Here is a 22,567-nt window from a genome sequence, read left to right on the forward strand (position 1 = left end):
CCCCGGTTTTGGCTTGGCGCGTGTCAGCCCGCCAGTGCCTTGTTCAGGTTCTCGTCGACCTTTTCGAGGAAGCCCATCGTGGTCAGCCATTTCTGATCGGGACCGACCAGCAAAGCCAGATCCTTGGTCATGAAGCCCGATTCCACGGTCTCGACGACGACCTTTTCCAGCGTTTCGGCAAAATGCGTGAGTTGGTCGTTGCCGTCCAGCTTGGCGCGGTGCTTCAAGCCGCCTGTCCAGGCAAAGATCGACGCGATCGAGTTGGTCGAGGTCGCCTCGCCCTTCTGGTGCTGGCGATAGTGGCGGGTGACGGTGCCATGCGCGGCCTCGGATTCGACGATTCGGCCGTCTGGGGTCATCAGCTGGCTGGTCATCAGGCCGAGCGAGCCGAAGCCCTGCGCCACGGTATCCGATTGCACGTCGCCATCGTAGTTCTTGCAGGCCCAGACGAAACCGCCGTTCCACTTCATGGCGCAGGCGACCATGTCGTCGATCAGGCGGTGTTCGTAGGTGATCCCCGCTTCCTTGAACTTGTCTGCGAATTCCTCGTCGAACACCTGCTGGAACAGGATCATGAACTGGCCGTCATACTGTTTCAGGATGGTGTTCTTGGTCGACAGGTACAGCGGCCAGCCCATTGACAGCGCGTAGTTCATGGATGCCCGCGCGAAATCGCGGATCGAGTCGTCGAGGTTGTACATGCCCATGTAGATGCCCGAGGAGGGCGCCTTGAACACCTCTTCCTCGATCACGGTGCCGTCCTCGCCGACGAATTTCATCGACAACGTGCCGGGGCCGGGGAATTTCATGTCCGTGGCGCGGTACTGGTCGCCGAAGGCGTGACGGCCGATGACGATGGGCTTGGTCCAGCCGGGCACCAGGCGCGGCACGTTGTTGCAGATGATCGGGGCGCGGAACACCACGCCGCCCAGGATGTTGCGGATCGTGCCGTTGGGGCTGCGCCACATCTTTTTCAGGCCGAATTCCTCGACCCGGGCCTCGTCAGGGGTGATCGTGGCGCATTTCACGCCGACGCCGATTTCCTTGATCTTTTCAGCCGCGTCGATGGTGATCTGGTCGTCGGTACGGTCGCGTTCCTCGATGCCCAGATCGTAATAGAGAAGATCGACGTCGAGGTAAGGCAGGATCAGCTTTTTCTTGATGAAATCCCAGATGATCCGGGTCATCTCGTCGCCGTCAAGCTCGACGACCGGGTTTTCGACTTTGATCTTGGACATGAACTGACCCTCGTTTTGGCGCGTGAATCGCGATTTTCCCAGCGTGATAGCGCAAAGACGAAGATGGGGAAAGATGGTATGCGAAGGCATACCTTTGAATGCCGAACGGGATCGCCCGATCAGACGCCCTGTTGACGCGCGCGGGCAATCCTTGCTTCCAGCAATTTTCGTCCCCGCATCTCGGCAGTACGGATGCGGATGGCGGTCATGAACGCCTCTTGCGTGGTGGGGGACGAGGCGCCGATGGCCTCTGACACGTCACGGATCAGTCGCTCGTCGTCCAATTCTTCGGCTGCGGCCAACGTGTCTCGGGCCAGCGCATCCGCCAAGTCCTCGATGACGCCCATCGCGCCCTCCTCAGCGAGTCCCTTCGGTCAGGCGCCGTTTCACATAGGCTCTCACATGTTCGACCATCGGATCCATGTGAGGTTCCTGGAAGAAGTGATCGGCCCCTTCGATCTGTTCATGGGTAATGGTGATGCCCTTTTGTTCGTGAAGCTTGTCGACAAGGGCCAGCGTGTCGGCGGGGGGCGCCACGCGGTCGGCGGTGCCGTTGATAACCAGGCCCGAACTGGGGCAGGGGGCGAGGAAAGAGAAATCGTACATGTTCGCGGGCGGTGCGACCGAGACAAAACCGGTGATCTCGGGCCGGCGCATCAGTAACTGCATGCCGATCCACGCTCCGAAGGAAAAGCCTGCGACCCAGCAATGCTTGGCGTTCTGGTTCATCGATTGCAGGTAATCCAGCGCCGCCGCCGCATCCGACAATTCTCCGATGCCTTGGTCGTACTCACCCTGGCTGCGACCGACGCCGCGAAAGTTGAAGCGCAGCACGTTGAAACCGAGCCCGTGAAAGGCGTAATGCAGGTTGTAGACAACCCGGTTGTTCATCGTGCCCCCGAATTGCGGATGGGGGTGCAGGACGATCGCGATGGGCGCGTCCTTTTCCTTGTGCGCGTGATAGCGGCCTTCGAGACGGCCTTCGGGACCGGGAAATATGACCTCGGGCATGTTCTGTTCTTCTCAACTGGCGGTGCCGTCGAATTCTTGACGAAATCGCTTGGGCTACTTAGAAACGGGTCTGTCCCGGCGCCGTGCCGGATCAAGGGTGCGTCCGAGGTAATGACCCGGCCGCATCGCGTCAACCATTTGCAGGATCGCAGCGATGAAACTCAGCACAAAGGGGCGTTACGCGATGGTCGCGCTGGTCGATCTTTCATTGCAGCCCGCCGATGCATTGGTCTCTTTGTCGGAGATCTCGCGGCGCCAGCAGATATCGCTGCCGTACCTGGAACAGCTTTTCGTCAAGCTGCGCCGGGCCGGGTTGGTGGAGTCGGTGCGCGGACCCGGTGGCGGCTACCGGCTTTCGCGGCCTGCATCGGAGATCCGGGTGGCCGAGGTCCTGGGGGCGGTCGATGAGACCGTGAGCGCGATGCATACCGGCGCTGGCGCCTCGGGCGGTAGCTCGGGCACCAGGGCGCAATCGCTTACCAACCGGCTGTGGGAGGGGTTGAGCGCCCATGTCTACGTGTTCCTGCACCAGACACGGTTATCGGACGTGACGGGCAATGCGCTGGCACCATGCCCCGCGGTGCCGGCGCTTTTCGAGGTGGTGGACGAGGGATAGGGGGGGCGCTGCCCCCGTCCGCGGGCGGGGCCCGCGGACTCCCCCGGGATATTTCCCTCCAAAGCAGGACAGGATGTCAGGATGAAGCCCGGGCGGATCTACATGGACTGGAATGCAACCGCGCCGTTGCGTCCCGAGGCGCGCGAGGCGATGATCGCGGCTATGGACGTGGTTGGCAACCCTTCCAGCGTGCATGCCGAGGGGCGTGCGGCGCGGGGCATCGTCGAACGCGCGCGCGCGCAGGTGGCGGCCGCGCTTGGAGCGGAGGGCGCCGAGATCGTGTTTACCTCGGGTGCGACCGAGGCCGCGGCATTGGCCTGTGCTGGGCGGGGTCTGGAGGCCGGCGATGTAGAGCATGACGCGGTTTCGGCCTGGGTCGACTCTTGCCTCGATGTCGATGGTAATGGGCGAGTATACCTGCGCGATCCGGCGAGATCAGCGTTGCAGCTAGCCAACTCGGAAACCGGCGTCATCCAGAACATGCCGCAGGGCGTTGCGGTGTGCGACATGACCCAAGGGTTCGGCAAGCTTGCCTTTGCATTCAACTGGCTGGGCTGCGAGATTGCGCTGGTCTCGGCGCACAAGATCGGCGGGCCGAAGGGGGTTGGCGCGCTGGTGATGAAGCGCGGCCTCGACCTTGAGGCGCGACTGCGCGGTGGCGGCCAGGAGATGGGGCGACGCGCTGGAACCGAGAATGTTGTCGGCATCGCGGGGTTCGGTGCTGCGGCGCAAGCTGCTGCAAGCGACTTGGACGCGGAAAACTGGTTAAAAGTTGAGCAACTTAGAAATATTCTAGAAAAAGCTATTGAGGCCGGGGCAAATAATACTATTTTTGTCGGGAAAGATGAGCGCAGGCTACCCAATACCTCTTGCCTGGTTTCGCCGGGATGGAAGGGCGAGACGCAGGTGATGCAGATGGATCTGGCCGGGTTCGCGGTTTCCGCAGGGTCGGCCTGCTCTTCGGGTAAGTTGCGCGAAAGCCGCGTGCTGAGGGCGATGGGGTTTGATGCGGAAGCGGCGGCCTCGGCGATCCGGGTCTCGATTGGGCCCGGCACGTCAGAGCAGGAAGTTTTGTGTTTTGCCGAGGCCTGGCTCGCGGCTGAACGGAAATTCAGGGCCCGCGCGGGCTGAACGATGACAGGTGGTCCGTGTGCGGGCCCGGACAGAGAGGCGACGAAGACGATGGCTGCTATCGACAAGGCCGAGGTGAAAGAAGGCGTCGACCGGGAGACCGTGGAAACGGTCCAGTCCATGGCCGGCAAGTACAAGTATGGCTGGGATACCGAGATCGAGATGGACTATGCGCCGTTGGGGCTGAACGAAGATATCGTTCGTCTGATTTCGGCCAAGAATGACGAACCCGAGTGGATGACCGAGTGGCGGCTGGCTGCGTTCCGGCGCTGGCAGCAACTGGAGGAGCCGGACTGGGCGATGGTCGACTATCCCGAGATCGACTTCCAGAAGCAGTATTATTACGCCCGCCCGAAGAGCATGGAGACCAAGCCCAAGTCGCTGGACGAGGTCGATCCCAAGCTTTTGGAAACCTACCAGAAGCTCGGCATCCCGCTGAAGGAGCAGATGATCCTAGCCGGTGTCGAGGGCGCCGAGGACGCGCCCGCCGAGGGCCGCAAGGTGGCCGTGGACGCGGTGTTCGATTCGGTCAGTGTGGGCACGACTTTCCAGAAGGAACTCAAGAAGGCGGGCGTCATTTTCTGCTCGATTTCCGAGGCGATCCGCGAGCACCCCGAGCTGGTGAAGAAATACCTCGGGAGCGTCGTGCCGCAATCGGACAATTTCTATGCCACGCTCAACAGCGCGGTCTTCTCGGACGGGTCGTTCGTCTATGTTCCGCCGGGCGTGCGCTGCCCGATGGAGCTGTCGACCTATTTCCGCATCAACGCCGAGAACACCGGCCAGTTCGAGCGCACTCTGATCATCGCCGACAAGGGTGCCTATGTGAGTTACCTAGAGGGCTGTACCGCGCCCCAGCGCGACGTGGCGCAACTGCATGCCGCGGTGGTGGAGATCGTGGTGCTGGACGATGCCGAGGTGAAGTACTCGACCGTGCAGAACTGGTATCCCGGCGACGAGAATGGCAAGGGCGGCATCTACAACTTCGTCACCAAGCGCGCCGATTGCCGGGGCGACCGGTCCAAGGTGATGTGGACGCAGGTGGAAACCGGCTCGGCGGTGACGTGGAAATACCCCTCCTGCATCCTGCGGGGCGACGACAGCCAGGGCGAATTCTATTCGATCGCGATCACCAATAACTGGCAGCAGGCCGATACCGGCACCAAGATGGTGCACCTGGGCAAAAACACGCGGTCACGCATCGTGTCCAAGGGGATCAGCGCGGGCCATGCGCAGAACACCTATCGCGGGCTGGTCTCGATGCATCCCAAGGCCAAGAACAGCCGCAACTATACCCAGTGCGACAGCCTGTTGATCGGGGACAAGTGCGGGGCGCATACCGTTCCCTATATCGAGGTGCGCAACAACTCGTCCCGGGTGGAACACGAGGCGACGACCTCCAAGGTGGACGACGACCAGCTTTTCTATTGCCGCTCGCGCGGGATGGACGAGGAAGAGGCAGTCGCGCTTGTCGTCAACGGCTTCTGCAAGGAGGTTCTGCAGGCCCTGCCGATGGAATTCGCGATGGAGGCGCAGCAACTGGTGGCCATTTCCTTGGAGGGAAGCGTCGGCTGATGGGCTCGTCGTGGTTTGTGCCAAAGACGCATGGCTATGGTGCTTTCCCGGCAAACTGGAAGGGCTGGGCGGCGGTGGTTGTTTTTTCGCTGCTGCTGGGGCTTGTGGCGATAGCGGTTTTCGGACCGTTGGGGCGGCTGGGTGTGGCGCTGTTCTGGCAGGTGGCGCTGTATTTGGTGCTGACTACCGTTCTGGCGCTTGGGTTTGTCGTGATCGCCCGGCGCAAGACGAACGGTAACTGGCGCTGGTGTGATGATGACTGAGGAAGATACGATGATCGTGACCACCACACCCTCGGTCGAGGGCAGGACCATCACCGCCTATCACGGCATCGCCGTGGGCGAGGCGATCTTGGGCGCCAACGTGTTCCGGGACATCTTTGCCGGGATCACCGACATCATCGGCGGCCGGTCGGGCGCCTATGAACAATCGCTGGGCGAGGCCCGCGCGACGGCGCTGCGCGAACTTGAAGACCGTGCCCGCACGATGGGCGCGAATGCCGTCGTCGGCGTCGATCTCGACTACGAAGTGATCAACAACATGCTGATGGTGTCGGCCTCGGGCACCGCCGTCACGATTGAGTAAGGGATAGGAAAAATGCTGGAAATCAAAAACCTGAGAGCCTCTCTTGAGGAAGAGGGTAAGGAAATCCTCAAAGGTCTGAACCTTACCGTCGAGGCGGGAAAGGTGCATGCGATCATGGGGCCGAACGGGTCGGGCAAATCCACGCTGTCCTACGTGTTGTCGGGGCGCGATGGATACGAAGTTACCGAGGGTGCGGCGGAGCTTGACGGGCAGGACATCCTGGAAATGGAGCCAGAGGAACGCGCGGCGGCGGGCTTGTTCCTTGCGTTCCAGTATCCCGTGGAAATCCCCGGTGTGGGTAATATGACCTTTCTGCGCACGGCCGTGAACGCCCAGCGCAAGGCGCGTGGCGAGGCCGAGATGGACGCCGCGACCTTCCTGAAGGTGGTGCGCGAGAAGGCGAAAGAGCTGAAGATTGATGCCGAGATGCTGAAACGGCCGGTCAACATGGGCTTTTCCGGCGGCGAGAAGAAACGCAACGAGATCCTTCAAATGGCGATGCTTGAGCCCAAGCTGTGCATCCTCGATGAGACCGATTCAGGGCTTGACGTTGACGCGATGAAGCTGGTGGCCGATGGCGTAAACGCGATGCGCAGCCCTGATCGTGCCTTTCTCGTCATCACCCATTACCAGCGCCTGCTGGATCATATCGTGCCCGACGTCGTTCATATTCTGGCCAATGGTCGGATCATCAAGACAGGCGGTCCGGAACTGGCCCTTGAGGTCGAAAAGAACGGATATGCCGACCTGATCGAGGAGGCCGCGTGATGGCCTTGCCGCAGGCGAAACTGACCGCCACCCAAGAGCGTCTTGCCGGATTGGCCATGCCCGAGGCCGCCGGCTGGAGCGCGCTTCCGCGCGCCGCGGCGCTTGCGCGGGTTCAGGCGATGGGGCTGCCGGGCCGGCGCGACGAATATTGGCGCTTTACCAATCCGGGCGACCTGATCGCGCCAGATCCGCATCCCTCGCGACACCACCCGACGCAAAAGACACCGGTCTTTCACGAAATGGATCGCGTTCGGCTTGTCTTTGTCGACGGGGTATTCGACGCCGCGGCATCGGATGATCCGGTGCTGGCCGGTGTCGAAATTACCCGCCTGGCAGAAGCGCAGGATCAGAATATTCATTGGGCGGCGGATCTTTATGGCACGCTGGAGGCACATGGCCACGAGCCGGTCGAGCGCCCGCTTGCTGCGCTGAATACCGCCTTTGCGACGGACGGGGTCTTGATCCGCGCAACCGCCAGGGCGGCCAAGCCGGTGAACCTGATTTATCTTAATAAATCAGACTGTTCAGATGCGATACTGCATCACGTCATCAAGGTCGAACCCGGCGCCGATCTGACCATTCTCGAAAACGGGCCGGCGGCGGCGCGGTTCAACAAGGTGATGGAGGTCGATATTGCCGATGGCGGTACGTTCCACCATGTCCGGTCTCAGGGGCGCGATCATGACCGCCGGGCGGTGACGCACATGTTTGCCCGCCTCGGTCGGGAGAGCGTATTCAAGTCCTTTACCCTGACCGTGAACGGGGTTCTGACCCGCAACGAATGCGTCATCGAACTGATGGGCGATCATGGCGTGGCCCATGTGGCCGGCGCCTGCCTGGGTGACGGGCCAGATTTCCATCATGACGACACGGTCTTTATAACCCACGACGCCGAGCAGTGCGAAAGCCGGCAGGTTTTCAAGAAAGTTCTGAAAAACGGCGCAACCGGCGTGTTTCAGGGAAAGATCCTCGTTCAGCCCGGCGCGCAGAAAACCGACGGTTACCAGATTTCCCAATCGCTCCTTCTGGACGAGGACAGCCAATTCCTGGTCAAGCCGGAACTGGAAATTTATGCCGACGATGTTGCCTGTTCGCATGGGTCGACCTGCGGTGCCATCGACGAAACGGCATTGTTCTATCTTCGCTCGCGCGGGGTGCCCCGGGCCGAGGCGGTGGACTTGATGGTGCTGTCTTTCCTTGCCGAGGCGATCGAGGAAATCGAGGCCGAGGAAATCCGCGAAGAAATCGTCACGCGATTGTCGCGCTGGCTGTCGCGGCATCGGGGCTGAACAGATGTCAGTTACCCGCGATATCGTGAGCACCTGGCGCGCCCCGCGCGCCACGATGCGAAAAATGCTGGATGCCGGTCAGCGCGAGGACCGGGCAATCGTGCTTTTGTTGTTGGCTTGCGGCATCATATTCGTCGCCCAATGGCCGCGCCTCGCTCGGCAATCGTTTTTCGATGACTCGGTGCCGTTGCAGGCGCTTTTGGGTGGCGCCCTGTTTGGCTGGCTGTTCCTCGCGCCGCTTTTTTTCTATGGTGTTGCTGCGTTCAGCCACCTGTTTGTGAGGATGCTGGGGGGAAGGGGCACGTGGTACGGTGCACGGTTGGCTCTGTTCTGGACATTGCTCAGTACCGCGCCGCTGTGGCTGTTGCAGGGCTTGGTGGCCGGTTTCATTGGGGCGGGTAGTGCCTTGAACCTTGTTGCGACCCTGCTTGGTGTTGCGTTTCTGGCGATCTGGCTGTTGTCTCTGGCCGAGGCCGAAGAACTCGGCCGCGCCTGATCCGCAACGAAAGAGCATCCGATGACCCGTAGTCTTGTTTTTCTGATACGCCTTGCGCGAGACACGGTTTCGGATCCGCGCGAGGGTGCGCGCCGCGTTCTGGCTCTGAACCTGTCCGAGGGGCTGTTATGGCAGGCGCTGGTTCTCGTAGTGGTCGTCAGCGTTCTTTTGACCGCCCTTGGCGAGATCGCGGTGCCTGCGCCTGTCGATCCACTTTTGCCCGTCTTTTCCGCCAATCCACTCTTGACCGCCGTGGTTCAGGGCGGGCTGTTGGTGGTGATGGTCTATGCCATCCATTTCATCGGTCGGGGCTTCGGCGGGCATGGCGATTTCGCCGGTGCGATGACGCTGACCGTCTGGCTTCAATTCATCATGATGCTCTTGCAGGTCGCGCAAACGGTATTCCTTATCGTTTTTCCTCCGCTTGCGGGCTTGATCGGCATGCTGGGGATCGGCCTGTTCTTCTGGTTGCTCAGTCATTTTGTGACGGTTCTGCATGGCTATGCCTCGGCCTTGCGCACATTTTTCGGAATCATGGCCTCGATGGTCGGCATCGTCTTCGGTATCAGCCTGATCATGTCGCTGCTGGGCGTCACCCTGCAAGGAGCACTCCCCGATGTTTGACGTCGATGCGATCAGGGCCGATTTCCCGATCCTCGACCGCGAGGTTAACGGCAAGCCCCTGGTCTATCTCGACAACGGGGCCTCGGCGCAAAAACCCAAGGTCGTGATCGATGCGGTCGTTCGGGCCTATGCCGAAGAATACGCCAATGTTCACCGCGGCCTTCATACCCTGTCGAACATCGCCACCGACCGCTACGAGGCCGTGCGCGGTATCATCGCAAGGTTCCTGAATGCCGGCGACGAATCCGAGATCGTCTTTACCAGCGGCGCCACCGAGGGGATCAACCTGGTCTCTTACGGCTGGGCCGCGCCGCTTCTGAGCGCAGGCGACGAGATCGTTCTGAGCGTGATGGAACATCATGCCAATATAGTGCCCTGGCACTTCCTGCGCGAACGCCAGGGCGTCGTGCTGAAATGGGTGGAACCCGACGCGCAGGGCAATCTGGACCCGCAGGCGATGATCGACGCGATCGGCCCGCGCACCCGGTTGGTCGCCGTGACCCATATGTCCAACGTTCTGGGCACGGTTGTCGACGTGAGCGCCATCGTCAAGGGCGCGCATGAAAAGGGTGTGCCGGTTCTCGTCGACGGAAGCCAGGCAGCGGTACACATGCCCGTGGATGTGCAGGCGATCGGGGCTGATTTCTACGTCATCACCGGGCACAAGCTCTATGGGCCATCCGGCTCTGGTGGCATCTTCATTCGCAAGGATCGGCAGGCCGAGATGCGCCCCTTCCTCGGGGGGGGCGACATGATCCGGGAAGTGTATCGCGACCGCGTGATCTATAACGACCCGCCGATGAAATTCGAGGCGGGCACGCCCGGCATCGTTCAACAGATCGGTCTCGGTGTTGCGCTGGACTACATGATGGGTATCGGTATGGAATCCATCGCCGCGCATGAACGCGACCTGACCGCCTATACGATGCAGCGGCTCTCCGGTCTCAACTGGTTGCAGGTGCAAGGGCGGCCCGACAATCGCGGCGCAATATTTTCGTTCACGATCGAGGGGACGGCCCATGCCCACGACATATCGACCGTTCTGGACAAGAAAGGCGTTGCCGTGCGCGCGGGGCAACATTGCGCGGGGCCGCTTATGCAGCACTTGGGGGTCGGCGCCACCTGCCGGGCTTCCTTCGCGATGTACAACACCCGCGCCGAGGCAGATAAGCTGGTAGAGGCGTTGGAATTGTGTCACGATCTGTTTGCCTGAGGCGCCGCCTGTGCCGGTTTTGGTCACTTATGACGCCCGTTCCAATTGCCTTGCCCGACCCACCAAAACCGGGCGGTTAGAGGAAGGAAAACCGGACGAAACACGGCCCGAAACCGTTTGCGCCCAATCTCGCTTTGGCCTATACGGCCGTCATAGGCACCCGTAGCTCAGCTGGATAGAGCGCTGCCCTCCGAAGGCAGAGGCCAGAGGTTCGAATCCTCTCGGGTGCGCCACCCAAAAATCCCTGAATGACAACGGCTTAGGCCGCGTCAGGGTGACTCCGAAAAACCCCTGAGAACCAGCCTGTCACGCTCTGGTCACAGCAACGGGGTTTTCGACATGGCCACCATCAGGAATCGGAACGGGAAATGGCAGGCGCAGGTGCGCCGCAACGGGCACACGCCCCGCACCAAATCCTTCCAGTCCAAGCGCGACGCGATGCAATGGGCGCGGCAGACGGAAGCGGAACTGGACGCGACAGTGTTCGCCGTCGATCTGCGCGTGCTGGATCGCACCACCATGCGCGACTTGCTCACCCGCTACCGCAACGAGGTCACGCCTGCGAAGCGCGGGCACGCATCGGAGAACAAGCGGATCGACGGCTTTCTGCGCGAGACATGGGCTGACAAGCCGCTGTCCAAGGCCACGCCGCAGGTGTTCAGCCGCTACCGGGACGAACGGCTGCGCAAGGTCAGCCCCGGAACCGTGATCCGCGATCTTGGCTTGCTGCGCGCCGTCTTCGAAGTCGCCCGGATGGAATGGGACGTGCCGTTGCCCGAGAACCCGGTGGCCAAGGTGCGCAAGCCCAAAGCCCCGGACGCACGGGAACGCCGCTTAGCGGCTGGCGAACTGGACGCGCTGCTTGCGGCCTGCGATGGCAACCGCAACGACTGGCTGCGGACGGGCATCCTGCTTGCAGTCGAGACCGGGATGCGACGAGGCGAACTGCTTAGCATCCGATGGGCCGATGTCTCGCCCGATGTGTCCACGCTGCTGATCCGCGAGACGAAGAACGGGCACGCCCGGCGCATCCCGCTCACGAACCGGGCTGCGGACCTGCTGCGCGAACGCAGGGCGCACGGCGACACGGGGAACAGTCTGGTCTTCCCGGTTTCCGCCAACGCTTTCCGGCTGTGCTGGGAACGGTGCAAGCGCATCGCCGCGAAGCCCTGCCCTGACATTGCGGACCTGCGGTTCCACGATCTGCGGCACGAAGCCGTCAGCCGGTTTTTCGAGATGGGCTTGTCCGTCCCGGAAGTGGCGTTGATTAGCGGGCATCGCGATCCCCGGATGCTGTTCCGCTACACCCACCTGCGCGCCGAAGATATCGTGGCGAAGTTCAATTGCATTGAAAGCGTAGCGGCATGATGGCGTTCCAGTGCGGAGCAATGTCACGTCCTTGTGCCCGTATGTATTGCGATATCGGGTTGCGCAGGTTTGATTTCGCTTCCTCGCGACACGTGGATATGCGTTGTTCAAGTGCAGTGATGGAGTAGATCAAGAACGTCTTTGCAGTTCTCTGTTCGTTGATCGCTCGAATGTAAGCCCGGATGCGAAGGCAAGCGCGTCCGGGTGAACTACTTTCGGAAGGTTGCAGGCCAGCATTGAGGGTGACGCCATCATTTGGGGCCGCTCGCGGTAAGTTGGAAGGTCCAAGCAAAGCACTGAAACAAAATAGAAATCTCACCTACACACATATAGACAATGAAGCGGAGGCCCCAACGTCACGAGGCCGCGGCACGGCGATGCTGTGCGAGGCGAGACGGTCACGGTTCGTGTGACGCTTGATGCTGGACCATCCGGGAGCCACCCTCAGCGGGCCGCAATGCGGCTTTCCGCTTACTGTCTGGCAAGATTACATTTTCCTGACTTCCTGCCATATAGACAGAGGCGCTGGCTGTCAGTTCCACCCATATAGACAGAGGCGCGGCTCCTGTGGCGTTCCCTGACCCGTGTTCCACCGACAGAACCGCGATGCTCGGCAGCCCCTGAGCGTTCAACCGGCGCATTTTCCTCTGGGATATCCCTAGAAAAATACGCCGAACAAATTCAACCGATGAAGCACACACCCCGCCGCAAGGCGGGTTTTTTATTCGTGGAGAGACGAATAATGAATGACCAGATATTCCACCACGCCTACGCGATACAGAATGCAATCACGAAAAAAACCGATGACTTCGGCATTCAATGCAGCACTGCGCTATTTCAGGCTGCACAGGCGGCATTTCGGGACGTCATGGCCAATGTGGAGACATCCATCCCGCACTTGGTCAACTCTGGCACCGGCTCCGGGAAGACCACTTTCTGTGTCGCCCTGATCGCCGCGAGCGTCGCCGCGCTCAACAACTATTCAGCCGCCTATGTCGTCGCGACAATCGACGAGGCGCAGAAGGTCTTCGACCAACTGGCGACACTGCTTCCGCCCGACGCTGTGACAATCCACTCGTCAGCACACGAAAGCGAGGATGCAGCGCGGCAGCGCAGTCCGGCAATCCATCAGCATATCCAGACGCGGGGCGTCAGTTCCCGCGCCGACCTCGCCCAGCATCGGGTTGTCGTCTGCACGCATGAACTATGGATCAAGGAAGGCGAGCACAAAGCCGACTTCGGGGTGCGGCGGTTCAACGGCGCACCGCGCAGCAACGTCTTTCTTGACGAGTTCCCGGATACCGTGGCGACGGTGGAAGCTGGGCCTGCGGACCTCGACGAACTGGCGGACGAACTGCACCGGGTTGCGGAGTATCACGACCTCGCCACGCTGGTTCGGAACGCTGCTACGGCGTTCAGGGTGCGGTGCGGCGACGGCAATTCCCGGCTCAAGACCGCGACCCTGCTTTCGCCGGATGGCCATTCCGCGCTGAAACGCATCGACCTGTCCCGCCTCAGCGATGCGCGGAACATGGCCACACTGCGCAGGGCGCTGGACGTGCTGTCAGCCACGGGCACCGGGCAGTGCTTCCTGTCCCGCAGCAAGGCCAAGACCGCCGGGCAGGCGGACGGGCACATGATGCTGGTCGCGTATGATGATCGCTTCCGCCCGCATCCGGGGCTGGTGATCCTCGACGCCACGGCGGACTTCGCGCCGCAGGTGCGGGCCGGGCATGACTTCCATCGCCACACCGGGCCGCAGGTCAGCTATCGCAACCTGAGCCTGACCCACATTCAGCAACCCGCAGAGTTCAACAACATCGCCAGCCGGGCCGCGTCAGCCGAGACGATCCGGGCCTATGTCCAGTGGATCAAGGCGACGGTGAAGGCGAACAGCGCCAAGGACGAAGACATCCTGATCGTCGTGCCCAAGAAGGTCGCAGCGGCGCTGCACACCGACACCCCCATACCGGGCCGCAATGTCATGGTGGCGACCTGGGGCATGGGCGTTGGATCGAACGCCTATCGCGAGTGCGGCGCGGTGTTCCTGTTCTCGGAGTTCCACAAGCCCCGCCACAGCTACCTCGCACAAAGCCTCGCCAGCCGGGGCAAGGTTGCGACGCATGACGATCTGCGGCAGGCGATGGGCGGGAACACCACCGGGCCTGTGGGTGCAGTCGGCAAGGCGCACCGTCTGCGGCAATTCAAGCAGATGGCGTGCCGGGGCCGCATCCGCGAACTCGACGCTGCGGGCGTGGCCAAGCCCATGCGGCTGTTCACCAGCATGGACCGGGCGCTGTTCCTCGAAAGCTACCCAGCCCTGTTCCCCGACGCGCCGCCGCCCGCGTTCATCGACGATGCGGACGCGCAGAACACCGGCCCGAAGAAACTGGCGTCCATTCTGGCGCGGGCCATGCAGCCCCGCGAACCGATCATGCTGACGGCGGACAGTATCGCGGCCAGCACCGGCATTGCGGGCAAGGCGCTCAAGCGGGCGTTCCAGTCCAAGCAGTGCAGGCCGCTTCACGGCCTCGGCTGGCGGTTCGTTCCGGGCGAGGGCCGCAAGGTCAAACCCGCGCTGCGCTTCGATCCGGTGACATTCCAGACCGAGAGGTTCGGATGCGTGACCCTGTGACAGAACCCCGCCAGCCGATCACCCGAGACGAGGCCGCCCAGCGCGGCCTTTCTCGTTTCTGGACGGGGCGTCCCTGCAAGGCCGGGCACAGGGCCGAACGCTTCGTCAGCAACCGCCAGTGCGTCGCCTGCAACGCCGAGAAGGCGCGCGAGCGGGAACGGCGCAGGGCCGCGTCCGATCCGACCTTTCGGCTGTATCGCTCCGTCCAGCGGCGGGCGGGGCAGGCGCTGCGGGGGCGGGCCAGCCCGGTTGACGCCTTGGGTTGCGGCCCCGTCACGCTGAAACGGCACATCGCGGCCAAGTTCACCGAGGGCATGGCGTGGGAGAAATACGGGCAGTGGGAGGTAGACCACATCACGCCCCTGTCGGCGGGCCGCACGGTCGAAGACCTGACGCGGCTGTGCCACTACACGAACCTGCAACCCCTGTGGAAGCGGGAAAACCGGATGAAGGGCGGGGCGTAAGCCTCGCCCGCATTCCCCGTGGCGGACGCGGGCGGCCCGGGTATCTGTCTGTTTTCGAACCGCTGGCGATTGAACAATTCACGAATTGCTCGGACGAAGTGTCTCGGACGCCCGGCACGGTGCGACAGTCACTGATCGGCCTTTGGAACGCCCCAGTGTCTAATGATTACATCGCCAATTGTTTCTGCTCTAGCTTCAATACTCTTTTCACCCCAAGTCTCGACCTTCGCGACCATCCTGTTCAGGGCAAGCAGAGAACCGGATAGCTTTTCTCGCTTGGTGGTCCAACCAGCGTTGCTCAAACTTGGGTTCAGTGCGCCCGTAATTAGCGTAAGGTTGCCAATGGTATCGACAGCCCGTGCGCGAGCTTCGACCAAAGCCTTCATACCGTCATCCATTGGAACGCCCGCCATCATTGCCTCAAAACTCGACTCATGCGAGGCGACCCTGTCGTCACTCAACGGCCAGTTTTCGGCCCATTTTCGTGGCATCACATGTTCGATTGTCAAGTTTGACGTCGACACTGTAACTTCGTCGAATTTGTCGCGAAGATCGTATTCTACGTTTTGAAGTATAAAGCGGAGGCGTGGTGTAGGTATTACTCCGTACGCTTTCCGACGCAGAACAGCTTCCTTCACCTGAGCATCAGTTGGCATCTTTGATATGTCGCCCGTCATCGACATCATGTGCTTGCTAAAAGCGTCGTAAGTGTCGGTTGCTGATTTTGCGGCGCGGATGAAGCTTGTTGTAACCTTGTTGTAGTTCTTCGTTGTCAAGCCACAAAGTTCGCGGCGAACCAAATAGCTTTCCAAGAGCTTTAGTATTTGAGACTTCTCATGTTCGTCCGATACGTAGCTGAGTATCCAAAGCACAAAGGGATGGAACGTCGATAAATCCCATACCCTCAGCACGTTAGTGATTTGACCAACGGTCGTATCTTCCTTGGCATCTTCAAGGAGCCTGTAATTCTTCGCATGACGTATCAGTACATCAAGTTCTTCGGCTACAGTCGTAAACGCGCGGTCGCGCGCATAGTGCTGATACTCAGTCGCAATTTTGCCAATGTTGGCGTCCCTTGCCGTCTCAGCAACGACGGTGTGCGCGATTAGGTGATCCGCACGCGCCCGCTTCAGGCGGCCTTGTCGCACTTCATCGGTCCAAAACGGTTCCTCGAACAGCTTCCACCGACCATCGAAAAGCTTTTCGTCATCCTCACCTAGTTTCCGGGCGCGGTGGAAGATGCTGTTGCGGATCAAGTCAAAGGGTGCCAATGGCTTACCCAGTCCGTTGAGCGAAGCAAAGATTTCCTGCGCATCGTCATTTTCGTCCAACTGAATGACGACGATCTGAAAACCCGCTAGAAAACCCTCAAGGAGTGCACTTAGCACGGCTTCCCGTTCATCGCCCAACTCTACGCGGTCGTCCACAAATGTAGAGATATCCGTATAAAGCTGATGGTAGGCGCGGAGAAGTTTCGGCGTGCCGCCTTTCTTGATGCGCCCCGTGCCATGAAAATAGCTTGGGGTGAATGAGGAAACAACTTCTGCATATTCCTCAGTTGCTATCTTCTGAAACAGTTGACGGTCATAGGATGAAGGCCATAGCTTGAATTTTTCCTTCTCAACATCTTTCATGCCTTTGTTTTCATCGTTGAAAAGGTATGTGCTTGTCACTTCGACAAGGTGTTTTATTCCAATTTTGCGCGCCACTTCGCGAATAGCAACTAGCACAATCTGGAAGGTGGTAATTCTCTGCTGTCCATCAACAAGAAAACGAACAGGTACGGCACCGAAGGCCTGCTTTGTGGGTTCTGAATAGATGATTGCACCAAAATAGTGGGGGAGCGGCGTACGGTCCTCATCCAGCCTTTCAGTAGCTTTATCGCGCAGATCATCCCACAATTTTGGAATTTGCTTGTCTGCGTCGGTCTCCCACTCATAGTGACGCTGGTAGACAGGCACGACCCATTGTTGCCGCTGCCCAAGTACGAAGTTTAGATCATGCGCCTTGGCATCCATCACATAAATTTCCTTGCAATGCGTTTTATCTCGGCCCGGTTCATCCATTCCTGTGGGAAAGAGCGATTAGCTTGTCCCCTCTGCGGCGTCAAGGAAGGCCAGCGCGGCGGGTTCGCCGTCGTCAATGGCGATCTCGACGGCGCGCTTGGCGGCTTCGAGAAGGTCTTGCGCGCGCCGTTCCTGATTGAAGGCCGAAAGCACAGCATCGCGAACATCTATCTGCACATGATCGGGTGCATCCCAGAACACGATTTTTGCGATGTCATTCGGATAAAGTTCGATCTGACCTGATGACCCCTTGATGTGACGCTCGATTTGCAACTGGCCAAGCAAGCTATTCAGGAACACGGCCAGATAGATCGGATCGACGCGAGAAGTTCGCAGGACGGTTACGTGGTTGTCGGGCAACGCGTTTTGCTCATGCAAAAAGGCCGCTGCGCGCCCGATAGTTCCAACGCCCGTTCCATTGACCAGAACATCGCCTTTTTCGATGACTACGGGCGCGCCTGCCTCCACTGCCCGGCGATTGTCATCGTCTAGCAGCACCTTATTGGTGCGGACGTGCTTGGAGTTGATGACGGGCAACCCCTCGTCCGAATAGTCCGGCTGTCGCCCCCGACTGTTGATATCGAGGATCGCGCCTAGCTTCACAGCCCCACCAGTTGCCAACAAGCGTTGTTCAACTTCCGCGAACAAGGGGCGGAAATACTGCGCGTCCCAGCGCCCGGCAGCGAAGGCGTCGCTGGCGTGGGCGGTGAAGCTGAGCGGTTCCGGCGGCGTCCAGTCCGCCAGCCCCAGCGCCTTGAGAAGGCAATCTTCCGCACTCTCGATTTGCCTTCCCGCTTCATCCGCGCGCCGATAAGCTGAGTTTATCAGTGAAGCAACGCGGTTGCAGAGTTGGTCTGAGCCAAGGAACATTGGCAGGTCGCGAACCAGCGTTATCGTCAAGTGCGGTTGGGCAGTTTGAGAACTCGAACGGGTCAGAAGCCTCCTGAATAATTCGGTCCCGAAGAACGCAAAGAGAGAAAGCCTCCTTGGTTCTGGCAATCTTGATGTATCCAAAAAAATGAGGTCACGACTTACTGCGCCTATAGCCCGAACATAACCAGTTCGATCAATCGCACCTCCCTTTGTCAGAAGAATATCGCCGGGGCTTACCATTTTCAATGTCGGGAAACGGTCGCAAAGCTCTGCTGGGATGCGAAGTGCCCGCTCGCTGTCAATCATGCCATCGACATCCCCAACGCGATAAAACGGAAGGTCTCCCGTTTCGTAGTATTCCTCAATACTTGGATAAAATGCGCTTGCATCGACGCTTATCGAGAGGTCCGCACATGTAACGAACTGCGACGCTCTTTCTGAAATGCTTTGCTGATCTAGCAAATACTGCTTTCTAAAATACTCAGGATCGAGCCTGCGCGTGCTCGCGCTGGCCATCGCAGACATTTTTGACACAATAGAGGCTTCCAGCCCCTCCAACAGTGCGCTCAGATGGTCACTGTCGAAGGGGCGTAGCGAAAAAAACTTAATTGCTCCTGCGCCGCGAATTCCTGAAAGGCTTCGGCTATCCCGTCCCCGTCAGCCCTTCGTGGTTGTAGAGGTCATGGGCGACGATGAAGTGCCCGTGCGTGTCACGCATCAGGGTTCCGTCGTCACGGCGCACATAGACCTTTTCGCCCGAGTTGTTGACGCTCTCCACCTGTTGCGTGGCGAAGAAGATGTTGTAGTCCTCCACCTTGGGGCACAGCGGCCCGGCGGCGGGGTCGTCGTTCCACTTCTGCACGAACAGCACGCTGGTCTTGGTGCCGGTGTGCGGCTTGAAGGTGTTCGGGTGCAGCCCCACCACGGCAAGGATGCGGCAGCGTTCCATAATGAACTCGCGCACCCGCTGGTCGGACGAGTTGTTGAACCGCCCCTGCGGCAGCACCACGGCCATGCGCCCGCCGGGCTTCAGGAAGTCCAGATTGCGTTCGATGAACAGCAGGTCGCGGCCCACGGCGCGTTCCAGCTTGCCGTCCTTCTTGTGGGCCAGGTCATAGGGCGACAGCATGTCGGACTGCTTGATGTCGCCCGCGAAGGGTGGGTTGGCCATCAGCACGTCGAAGCTGAACTGGCGATAGTCCGCGTTCTTGGTGCCGGTTCGCAGTCTGCGCAACCGTCGCCAGCCGTCACCGTAGGTGTCGGCCCATTCGTCCTGCTTCACCGTCTCGTCCCACTTGGTCCAGTCGAGGGTGTTCAGGTGCAGCACGTTGGTTTCGCCGTCGCCCGCGATCAGGTTGAGGCAGCGGGACACGCGGACGGACTTTTCGTCGAAGTCCACGGCGAACACCTTGTCGCGCACATAGTCTTCGCAGCGCGGCGGCTTCTGGTCCATCGTGAACAGGTGGCTTTCCTGTAGCCCCATGTTTGCGATGATCGCGCGCCAGACATGGAACATGGTGTGCACGGTGAAGCCCGCTGACCCGCAAGCCGTGTCGATCACCGTTTCATGCTCTTGCGGGTTGAGCATCTTCACGCACATGTCGATCACCCAGCGCGGGGTGAAATACTGGCCCTTCTCGCCCTTCGATGATTTGTTGACGAGGTATTCGAATGCGTCGTCGATCACGTCGAGGTTGGAGTTGAACAGCTTCCATTCTTCCAGCGACCCGACGCAGACTTGCAGGTGATCGGGTGAAAGGCGGATGCGTTCGTCTTCGAGGAACACACCCGGCCATTTCTTCTTCGCCTCGTCGAACAAGTCCTGAATGGCGCGCTTGAGTTGCGCGGCGGTGTTGGTGTTGCGGAAGCGCAGGAACGGATGCTGGCCCCGGTGCGTGGCCATCTCGTCATAGAGTTTGGTGAATATCAGCTTGAACACTTCTTCGAACACATCGACGCCAGCGTTGGCCAGCACCTCGTTTTCCATGTCCACGATCAACTCGCGCAGGGACCGGGCCTTTGAGCCTTCGCGTTCCCGCTCGTTCTCCTTGTCGATAAGGGTCTGAATGGTCCACGGCTGATCGACGATATCTTCAATCGTCTGGTTCGCCCGTGGCAGGTGATGAATGGGGACGAAGTAATTCGGGTTCTTGCGGTGCCAGACTTCGGCCAGAATGCCGTTGCTCCACACCGCCAAGGGTGCGCCCGTCGCGTGGGTGTAGGACCGCAGTTGTTCCTTGCCGTCCCGAAGTTTGCCCTGCTTCACCTCAATGATGATGTAGGGCACGGTCGGTCGGTCTGCGTCGAACACGACAATATCGGCGCGCTTGGAACTGTCGCGCCCGAACGTGATCGGGTATTCAACCTGAATGCGCGAGGCGGGATAGCCGAACTGTTCAATCAACCGCGCCAGCCAAAGCTGCCGGGTGCGTTCCTCGGGCTTTAGCTGCACTTCCTTGTTGCGGACAAGGCATGTTGCATAGACGGCGGGCTTGCCCCTCACGTCCCGCTCGAAAGTCCGCTCGTCCAAAGCCCGGTTTTCGTCTTCGGAGAAAAGAACGAATTGGCTGAATTCATTCGTGATCTTGTTCATGTCGCTCGCCCCGGTCCTTGGTCGCGCGCTCTATCGGGCTGCGCTGTCGATAACGTTTTGTTCTTCTTAGCGTTCGGGGCGCAGGACGCACAAGCGGGAAGGTCGGGAGCGGTCGAGCCGCTGCGCGGGGCCAAGGGGTCGGATCGGGGCAAGGTCGCCACAGAAATTTCCGACGAAATTTTTCGCGCGGGCACCTATGTCCGGGTCGCGCGGAAGGCCCCCCATACCCCCCTCCCGGTCACACCACGGTCACACCGGCAGTGTGACAGGCGCGAACCGAAGCCGTTGACCGTGTGACCGCCAGCCGATACACAGGAACGGTAACAGGTTGATGGACGGACGTTTTTCGAAGTCGGGACGCACTTCCTAGCCAAGGTCGCAGCAGGGCGAAAAGCCGCTCTGGGCGCCCTCCGAAGGCAGAGGTCACAGGTTCGAATCCTGTCGGGTGCGCCAATAATTTCAAAGACTTAGGTGGATCGTCTGGCTTGTCGTCGCAGTGCAGGAAGCACATAGGAAGCACGGCGTAGGTAATCTGAGGTCACTTCCGGTCGATTCCGTGGGGCCGCTGCGCGTCTAAGACAGATAGAGATAGAGATACCAAGAGAGCTTGTTTTCCTCGGAGCCGCCTTCGCGCCCCCATAGCGAGAAGAAGGCGGCTCCGAGGGGAACAAGCGGGTTTTCCTTGGTGAGCAAGAGCATCAAGTGCCGCAGGCCACCACCAGTTCGTTGTGAAGCTGGGCCAAGTGTTCAGCGGACATGTCAAGGATGGGCTCGTACATGAACGAATTCAGGTGAATGTTCTCCGGTGTCATCAAGTTTACCCTGTCCATGAGCGCAACCATTGGCGCGTAGGCAGGATCGTTTCCGACAAGTTCCTTTAGTCTTCGAAGCAACTGGGCCGTTTGATTTTTTGTGATGCCATTTGCAAACGCTTCATCGTTGATGATCTTAATCATCTTTGCTTCTGCGATCAGGCGAATCGCTATTGACAGAACGACTTTCTTTTCAAGGTCGAGTGCAATTTCTCCTGCCTCAGAGATTTTTTTGGCAGTATCGAGCAAGAGTGGAATCACGGCGCTATCCAGCGCCAACTCCGTTGCAAACTCTTGTCCGTTAAGCACATTCTTGTAGATGTCAAAAAGGTTCGAAATCGTGATCGCATCGCTATCCGCTTTACGATGCAAGAGACTAGTAAGCCTTCCCGACTCTTCCTCGAAACCGCAATAGTCCGCTAAGTTTCTCACGAATGGGATCATGGCCAAAAGCGCGTCTGTCTTATCTGCTGTGTTCGCGATTGCCTTCCATTTCTCAAAGGGATCGCGATACATTTTCTCACTGGACAGCTCGATTTTCTCAGATGTCTTCGAGATATGAAAATTGGCCCCACCCAAATCCAGTCGCTTCCAAACGGTTCTGTAGAAATCATAGTTATGCGTAAGAATTATTTGCCGAAAGTTCGGCTCGATCAATATGTCACTCAGGTATTCAACGATGGCGTATTTGTTCTTGTAGTCAAACGAGTCGGCAATATCGTCAACGATGAAGAGTGTGGGCACAGCATCGCTTTTGCGTGCCTCGACCTCGAAATGGACCTGCATCGGTTTCGTTCCGATCTTTTGAGAGCGATACTCGCCATCGAGGAGACCGGATATGGCAGCGATACACAGCGACGAGTTCAAGCGGGATGCGGTTCGCATTGCGCTCACCAGTGGCCTGACACGGCGTCAGGTTGCGTCTGATTTGGGGATCGGGCTTTCGACGCTCGGCAAGTGGGTTCGGGCGGTTTCGGAGGAAGCCAAGGTGCCCGCGCAGGATGCCGAGCTTCTGCGCGAGAACGAACGGCTTCGACGTGAGAACCGCATTCTCCGGGAGGAGAGGGAGGTGCTAAAAAACCGTTCCGGGCCGCAGCCCGCCTGTGCGCGGTAGTAACAGCTTGTGCTATGTTGCACCGGAAGGGCAGTTGCCGATCGCTTATTGGTGGGCTGGACCCCGTTAAAAAACGTGGCACATGGGCTGATGCGC

At 59.7% G+C, this 22,567-nt stretch carries 20 protein-coding genes, 2 tRNA genes and 1 pseudogene; 16 read left to right on the forward strand and 7 right to left on the reverse strand.

The features are described 5' to 3' along the window. Positions 1 to 23: 23 nt before the first annotated feature. The 3 genes from EV663_RS03485 to EV663_RS03495 all read right to left on the reverse strand — a co-directional run bounded on the left by EV663_RS03485 (position 24) and on the right by EV663_RS03495 (position 2,249). Positions 24 to 1,238, reverse strand: coding sequence for an NADP-dependent isocitrate dehydrogenase (locus EV663_RS03485; RefSeq protein ID WP_132950357.1), 1,215 nt, complete (start codon positions 1,236 to 1,238; stop codon positions 24 to 26). A gap of 119 nt (positions 1,239 to 1,357) precedes the next feature. Further along, complete coding sequence (locus EV663_RS03490) at positions 1,358 to 1,585, reverse strand: hypothetical protein (RefSeq protein WP_132950358.1); 228 nt, start codon at positions 1,583 to 1,585, stop codon at positions 1,358 to 1,360. Between the two features lie 10 nt (positions 1,586 to 1,595). After that, positions 1,596 to 2,249: an alpha/beta hydrolase gene (locus EV663_RS03495; protein ID WP_132950359.1), complete on the reverse strand. Its 654-nt coding sequence runs from the start codon at positions 2,247 to 2,249 to the stop codon at positions 1,596 to 1,598. A 154-nt stretch (positions 2,250 to 2,403) separates the two neighbouring features. Here EV663_RS03495 and iscR point away from each other — a divergent pair, with 154 nt between their 5' ends. The 14 genes from iscR to EV663_RS03565 all read left to right on the forward strand — a co-directional run bounded on the left by iscR (position 2,404) and on the right by EV663_RS03565 (position 15,013). Next, on the forward strand, positions 2,404 to 2,865 hold the full coding sequence (gene iscR, locus EV663_RS03500) for a Fe-S cluster assembly transcriptional regulator IscR (RefSeq protein WP_132950360.1): 462 nt from the start codon (positions 2,404 to 2,406) through the stop codon (positions 2,863 to 2,865). A gap of 81 nt (positions 2,866 to 2,946) precedes the next feature. Next, positions 2,947 to 3,996 (forward strand): cysteine desulfurase family protein, encoded by a 1,050-nt coding sequence (locus EV663_RS03505; protein ID WP_132950361.1) that lies wholly within the window; start codon positions 2,947 to 2,949, stop codon positions 3,994 to 3,996. Between the two features lie 51 nt (positions 3,997 to 4,047). Continuing rightward, the gene (sufB, locus tag EV663_RS03510; protein ID WP_132950362.1) at positions 4,048 to 5,571 is read left to right on the forward strand and encodes a Fe-S cluster assembly protein SufB; all 1,524 of its coding nucleotides are present in this window, start codon (positions 4,048 to 4,050) and stop codon (positions 5,569 to 5,571) included. Then, a complete protein-coding gene (locus EV663_RS03515) occupies positions 5,571 to 5,834 on the forward strand; it encodes a hypothetical protein (protein ID WP_132950363.1) in 264 nt (87 codons plus the stop codon). The genes sufB and EV663_RS03515 overlap by 1 nt, the downstream gene beginning before the upstream one ends. 10 nt (positions 5,835 to 5,844) lie before the next feature. Next, a complete protein-coding gene (locus EV663_RS03520) occupies positions 5,845 to 6,156 on the forward strand; it encodes a heavy metal-binding domain-containing protein (RefSeq protein WP_132950424.1) in 312 nt (103 codons plus the stop codon). A gap of 12 nt (positions 6,157 to 6,168) precedes the next feature. Next, positions 6,169 to 6,924, forward strand: a complete 756-nt coding sequence (gene sufC / locus EV663_RS03525) for a Fe-S cluster assembly ATPase SufC (RefSeq protein ID WP_132950364.1) — start codon at positions 6,169 to 6,171, stop codon at positions 6,922 to 6,924. Further along, positions 6,924 to 8,213, forward strand: a complete 1,290-nt coding sequence (locus tag EV663_RS03530; RefSeq protein WP_132950365.1) for a SufB/SufD family protein — start codon at positions 6,924 to 6,926, stop codon at positions 8,211 to 8,213. Before sufC ends, EV663_RS03530 begins: the two co-directional genes overlap by 1 nt. 4 nt (positions 8,214 to 8,217) lie before the next feature. Continuing rightward, complete coding sequence (locus EV663_RS03535; protein WP_132950366.1) at positions 8,218 to 8,709, forward strand: YIP1 family protein; 492 nt, start codon at positions 8,218 to 8,220, stop codon at positions 8,707 to 8,709. A 21-nt stretch (positions 8,710 to 8,730) separates the two neighbouring features. Then, positions 8,731 to 9,333 carry a Yip1 family protein gene (locus EV663_RS03540; protein ID WP_132950367.1) on the forward strand — a complete coding sequence of 201 codons (603 nt, stop codon included), beginning with the start codon at positions 8,731 to 8,733 and terminating at the stop codon, positions 9,331 to 9,333. Continuing rightward, positions 9,326 to 10,546, forward strand: a complete 1,221-nt coding sequence (locus EV663_RS03545) for a cysteine desulfurase (protein WP_132950368.1) — start codon at positions 9,326 to 9,328, stop codon at positions 10,544 to 10,546. Before EV663_RS03540 ends, EV663_RS03545 begins: the two co-directional genes overlap by 8 nt. A gap of 156 nt (positions 10,547 to 10,702) precedes the next feature. Then, positions 10,703 to 10,779, forward strand: a tRNA-Arg gene (locus EV663_RS03550). 106 nt (positions 10,780 to 10,885) lie between these two features. Then, positions 10,886 to 11,914 carry a tyrosine-type recombinase/integrase gene (locus tag EV663_RS03555; protein ID WP_132950369.1) on the forward strand — a complete coding sequence of 343 codons (1,029 nt, stop codon included), beginning with the start codon at positions 10,886 to 10,888 and terminating at the stop codon, positions 11,912 to 11,914. Positions 11,915 to 12,656: 742 nt separating this feature from the next. Further along, positions 12,657 to 14,549 (forward strand): DEAD/DEAH box helicase family protein, encoded by a 1,893-nt coding sequence (locus EV663_RS03560; protein WP_132950370.1) that lies wholly within the window; start codon positions 12,657 to 12,659, stop codon positions 14,547 to 14,549. Further along, the gene (locus tag EV663_RS03565; protein ID WP_132950371.1) at positions 14,534 to 15,013 is read left to right on the forward strand and encodes an HNH endonuclease signature motif containing protein; all 480 of its coding nucleotides are present in this window, start codon (positions 14,534 to 14,536) and stop codon (positions 15,011 to 15,013) included. Before EV663_RS03560 ends, EV663_RS03565 begins: the two co-directional genes overlap by 16 nt. 128 nt (positions 15,014 to 15,141) lie before the next feature. Here the strand turns inward: EV663_RS03565 and EV663_RS03570 are convergent, their stop codons facing one another. The 3 genes from EV663_RS03570 to EV663_RS03580 all read right to left on the reverse strand — a co-directional run bounded on the left by EV663_RS03570 (position 15,142) and on the right by EV663_RS03580 (position 20,545). Then, positions 15,142 to 17,031: a DUF262 domain-containing protein gene (locus tag EV663_RS03570; protein ID WP_165910118.1), complete on the reverse strand. Its 1,890-nt coding sequence runs from the start codon at positions 17,029 to 17,031 to the stop codon at positions 15,142 to 15,144. Between the two features lie 66 nt (positions 17,032 to 17,097). Further along, complete coding sequence (locus EV663_RS15720) at positions 17,098 to 18,510, reverse strand: restriction endonuclease subunit S domain-containing protein (protein ID WP_207904390.1); 1,413 nt, start codon at positions 18,508 to 18,510, stop codon at positions 17,098 to 17,100. A gap of 85 nt (positions 18,511 to 18,595) precedes the next feature. After that, positions 18,596 to 20,545 carry a type I restriction-modification system subunit M gene (locus EV663_RS03580; RefSeq protein ID WP_207904391.1) on the reverse strand — a complete coding sequence of 650 codons (1,950 nt, stop codon included), beginning with the start codon at positions 20,543 to 20,545 and terminating at the stop codon, positions 18,596 to 18,598. 375 nt (positions 20,546 to 20,920) lie between these two features. Here EV663_RS03580 and EV663_RS15565 point away from each other — a divergent pair. Then, positions 20,921 to 20,998: transfer RNA gene (locus tag EV663_RS15565), tRNA-Arg, on the forward strand. A gap of 245 nt (positions 20,999 to 21,243) precedes the next feature. Here EV663_RS15565 and EV663_RS03585 read toward each other — a convergent pair. Beyond that, positions 21,244 to 22,143, reverse strand: coding sequence for a hypothetical protein (locus tag EV663_RS03585; protein WP_132950373.1), 900 nt, complete (start codon positions 22,141 to 22,143; stop codon positions 21,244 to 21,246). A gap of 52 nt (positions 22,144 to 22,195) precedes the next feature. On the opposite strand from EV663_RS03585, the pseudogene EV663_RS03590 reads away from it, so the two are divergent. Then, positions 22,196 to 22,444 (forward strand): annotated as a pseudogene (locus EV663_RS03590) (transposase); the annotation flags it as partial. Positions 22,445 to 22,567: the final 123 nt, after the last annotated feature.

It is taken from the genome of Rhodovulum bhavnagarense, from assembly GCF_004343505.1.
Lineage (GTDB): Bacteria > Pseudomonadota > Alphaproteobacteria > Rhodobacterales > Rhodobacteraceae > Rhodovulum > Rhodovulum bhavnagarense.